The organism is bacterium (genome assembly GCA_022616075.1).
In the GTDB taxonomy this organism is placed as follows: Bacteria; Acidobacteriota; HRBIN11; order JAKEFK01; family JAKEFK01; genus JAKEFK01.
This window is the reverse complement of sequence record JAKEFK010000147.1, coordinates 1-4,205: the sequence shown is the minus strand read 5'-3', so window position 1 is coordinate 4,205 and position 4,205 is coordinate 1. Positions and strand designations below refer to the sequence as shown.

The window sequence follows — 4,205 nt, the reverse complement described above, 5'->3', positions numbered from 1 at the left end:
GTTCAGGCGGCGAACAGCGGAGATCAGATTCATGTGCGATCGGGAATCTATCGCGAGCAGATCACGTTGAACAAGTCTCTGGTATTGAAAGGGGAGCCGGGCGCTGTCATCGAAGGGATGGGTAAAGGTTCCGTGATCGTAGTCAAACAGGGGCCTTCTGAAATTCGCGGTTTCACGGTGCGGGGCAGCGGCGGTAGTCTTGTGTCGGAAGACAGCGGCATCAAGATTCAAAAGGCGCGCAACTGCGTCGTTGAAAACAATCTAATCGAAGATGTTCTCTTCGGTATCTTCGTCTTATCGGCCCGGGGAGCCCGCATTCATGGAAACCACGTAATCGGCAAAGAACTCATTCCACCACGCCGTGGAGATGGGATACGGATTTACGATTCTCCGCAAACGACAATCGAACAGAACATTGTGGAACGAAGTCGTGATCTTGCGATCTGGCAATCGAATCACGTGACTGTTCGAAAGAACATAGTCCGCACAAGCCGCTACGGGCTTCATTACATGTACTGCGATGACAGCTTGTTTGAGGACAACACATTTGAAGACAATCAGGTTGGCTCCGCGATCATGTACAGCAGACGGATGACTCTTCGCGGCAATCGATTCACCGGATCGCGCGGCGTTGGTGGAGTCGGTTTCTTCATCAAAGTTGGTGATGACATCCTGGCCGAAAACAATCGAATCTCCGATAACGCGCGCGGTATCTTTCTGGAAGAGGTTCCACAGGCGGTGAATGGGACGTGCATCATTCGCAACAATCTGGTTGCAGGAAACGATGTGGGCATTTCGTTGCAGCCATCGATTGAGCGCGCTGTGTTCATCGAAAACGCTTTCGTTGCAAACCGCGTGCAGGTTGAAATCATGGGTGGCGTAATCAAGCCGAAGATTTTTTCGCTGGGGGAAAAAGGAAATTACTGGAGCGACTATGTTGGATTCGATGAAAACGGCGACGGTTTAGGTGATACGCCGTATCAAATTGAACAGTTCTTCGAATCGCTTGCTGTTCGCTGGCCGGAGCTGGGTCTATTGCGAATGGGACCTGCGAGTGAAGCGCTGGAAATGGCGGCGAGAACTTTTCCACTGGGTCGTCCGCGGACCGTCGCAATAGACAAGCGTCCGCTGTTGAGGCCCTCGGAAATCAGTGGAATCGCCGCGGTAAATTCTGCAAGCGCAGGTCTTTGGTTTCCGGGATTGCTGCTGACCGCATGCTGCTGGATCACGATAAATAAAATTCGAAGTGCTGCAGAGTGAAATGATGATGATCACAGTGAATGATGTTTCCACAAAGATCGGCGGCCGCCAGATTCTTGATCGCGTGAGTTTTGAAGTGCAAGCCGGAGAAACGCTGGCTCTTGTCGGGGCGAACGGAGCAGGCAAAAGCAGCCTGTTGCGCTGCATACTCGGCCTCGTTCATTACACCGGATGCATTCAGATCAAAGGAATTTCACTGGAAGAGGATCCGGTCGAAGCAAAAGAGTTGATCGGATACATGCCGCAGGTCCCCGCGTTTTGTGAACAGACAGTGAAAGAGAGTCTGATCTTTCTTGCGAGGTTGCGCGGTGTAGATCCTTCGGAAATCTGGGCGTACGACCTTTTGGACAGAGGACAGCGACTTGGAGGATTTGCCGGAGTTAAAATTGGCAATGAGGCGAAACTACCCCCAGGTCCGCCGGGTAATACTCATTCCAGCAAAGAAGCGCATCTCGACCACTTTACCTTTCCTTTTGTCTAAATCGGCTATATCACGTGCAAAAAAAATCCGAGATGTCTGCAAGTTTTTGAAGCTGGTTCTCGCTATAACTAGCAAGGAGGAAATTCAAATGAAAAAAAGCTTCTTGGTTCTTCTACTATGTTTGTCCTGTGTCACGCCGGTAATGGCTCAGTTCTACCGGGAGGATTTCACTTCGGACACAAATTCATCCCAACCCGGCTTCGCCTCATCAATATTTGTCCATTCCAACAGTGGAGGTTATGCGCTTATCGCGGCTCCCTTCGCGGCGCCAGATCCGCCACATGCAATCGAAATATTTCATGCCTTTGATGAGATCACGTTCGCCCTGGGACCTGGTGAACAGGTCCAACATGCGAGAGTCTATGTAAACAGTGCATTCGGCCATTGTAGAGTGGTTTTCCAGGGCGCCAATCTGGACGTTGATGGAGTGACTCCTGTTCGGAAAACATTTGACTTCAATGCTGGAAACACCGTTTGGCAGTCCGTCGAAGTTGATAACACAACTATTGGTGATCAGATCTTACCTCCTCAACCTGCTCCTGCGCTGGGATTCATCCAGAAGATTACCTTGTGGGGTGGAGAGAGCATTTACGACAGTATTGAAATCGATGTAGTTGGAGGTAATCCGAACCCGGAAACGGTTGGAGTTCTAGTTAATCCCAGAACAGTAAATCCCAATGATCGCAACGGTTTGATTCGGCTGACTGTACTAACCGATGCTAACTTCGATGCGCTTACCATTGATGTGAACACAGTGAATTTTGGAAATGCCACAGGCGCGATAAACGCAATCGCTGGAGATGTGGAGTCGGATGGCGATACGGATCTTTTGCTTTTCTTCCGTTTCCGGGATGTCGGAGTGATATGTGGAGATATATCCATCCCGTTTACTGCTATGACGGTGATGGGCGATTCGGTCCAGGGAACCGGAGCAATAAACGTTGTGGGTTGCCCGTAAGGCCCTGACACTCTAAAGACAAATCGAGTTTAACAAGGAATTATAAGAAATTGCTTTTTCGCGTAAGCACCAGATATGTGAAATTGGGCAGAGATCTGCGCGATCAATTGTACAGGAACGGCAGATGGACAAGGTGAGTATCAAAAATAGGAAACTGGCGTGTTTTCGGGACAAAAAGAGAGTGCGGCTACTATTTCGGAAGCAGAAGAAGGAATCAGTCGGCTGAGAAGGAATCCCACTCAGGTGGAGTATCGGGCGGAGGTCGAACTGCAGCAAGCGGTAGCGGTTCAAACTTATATTGAAGATGCGCAAGAATTTTATCGATGACGGGACCATCTTTGATTACCGAGACGATCTTCATCTGATTCCGGCATTTGGGACAAAGCAGAGGATCTGCTTCGTAAACAAGTCGAATCAATGCAGCCCAGGACTTACGCCGCAGTTTTGTCCATTCAGTTTCCGATTGGGCTTCCTTGTTGCAGTGAGTCCTTGCTACAGAGGAGTCGCCGAGTTTGGCTCTCCTGCCACGATGTGCGTTGGAATAAGCGCCATAATAATGGACAAGCTGAGATCCCTTTTCTGGAATATGGGAAGTGACTTTCGCAATCCATTCCAGGGAATCAAAGATCTGACCTTTGGGTTCAAAGAGGGTGTCGCATCGATCGTTTGACAGAGATCCTTTGGCCAGGTATTTCAGCAAACCGTCTTGTGTAAGTTGAAGTCTGGAAGAGGAAGCCGGAGCGCGCACAATATAGAGTCCCACTCGGACCACATCTTCTTTTTGCAGAATCGAGGGCCCCACATAAACATGGAATCCACTGTGTCTCCAGGTGCGCATCTTTGCGATCAGCTCCGGGCCAATGAGCCCTTTTGGAAACCAGGAGCTTGTAAACGTGTGCTTCAAACAGCTGCCGCAGTATATTCTCAGCAATCAGCGCGGCAGGAAGAAAGGACCCGTCCGCTTGAAAAGTACCGGAAGCAATCAATGCGTGAATATGTGGATTCCAGTTGAGAAAATCTCCCGCAGTAGCAATCGAAAGGATGCCTGCAGGCAGCGTTCCTTGCGGGGAGCAGACTTCAAAATACTGGCGGATCGCCTTCCAGGCGCATCGACTCAATTCGGTTAACAGTTTTCGGTTGTATAAAAAGAAGATGCGAAAGATCCTGGGGATCGAAAATACAACGTGCCGGTGCGGAGTCTCTGCCAACACTTTTTGACGAACGAACTCACCCCACAAAACGGAACGTTTGGCCGAACAGGATGGACAGAAACCGCGGCCTTTGCAAGAAAAAGCAAGCAGGAATTCCTCCCTACAAGAAGGACATCGGATGCGCGCAAAGCCGTTCTTCAGCATTCCGCAATCCAGGTATTTGGTCACCATATAGGAGATCACAGCCCTCCACTTGCCGTAATGCTTTTCAAAGCGATGATCGTACTCACCCACGAAGCGATCAAAATGGTGAAAGAGAACAGAATAGAAGGGAGTCTTCTCCGGATGTCTGGAT

The 4,205-nt window shown here is 49.7% G+C and carries 4 protein-coding genes and 1 pseudogene; 3 read left to right on the top strand and 2 right to left on the bottom strand.

Translation table 11 applies throughout. From position 1 onward, the window contains the following. The 3 genes from nosD to L0156_11910 all read left to right on the top strand — a co-directional run. Positions 1-1,260 (top strand): nitrous oxide reductase family maturation protein NosD (nosD, locus tag L0156_11920; protein ID MCI0603706.1); only part of this gene is annotated, 1,260 nt, incomplete at its 5' end. Between the two features lies 1 nt (position 1,261). Beyond that, positions 1,262-1,741, top strand: a complete 480-nt coding sequence (locus L0156_11915; protein ID MCI0603705.1) for an ATP-binding cassette domain-containing protein — start codon at positions 1,262-1,264, stop codon at positions 1,739-1,741. 88 nt (positions 1,742-1,829) lie between these two features. Further along, a complete protein-coding gene (locus L0156_11910) occupies positions 1,830-2,699 on the top strand; it encodes a hypothetical protein (protein MCI0603704.1) in 870 nt (289 codons plus the stop codon). A gap of 214 nt (positions 2,700-2,913) precedes the next feature. Here L0156_11910 and L0156_11905 read toward each other — a convergent pair whose 3' ends face one another. Continuing rightward, positions 2,914-3,603: a transposase gene (locus L0156_11905; protein MCI0603703.1), complete on the bottom strand. Its 690-nt coding sequence runs from the start codon at positions 3,601-3,603 to the stop codon at positions 2,914-2,916. Positions 3,604-3,928: 325 nt separating this feature from the next. Next, positions 3,929-4,081: pseudogene (locus L0156_11900) on the bottom strand (transposase zinc-binding domain-containing protein). Positions 4,082-4,205: the final 124 nt, after the last annotated feature.

Excerpts from the sequence above, each read along its gene's own strand:
- L0156_11915 (MCI0603705.1), top strand. The coding sequence starts at position 1,262 with ATGATGATGATCACAGTGAATGATGTTTCCACAAAGATCGGCGGCCGC.
- L0156_11910 (MCI0603704.1), top strand. The coding sequence starts at position 1,830 with ATGAAAAAAAGCTTCTTGGTTCTTCTACTATGTTTGTCCTGTGTCACG.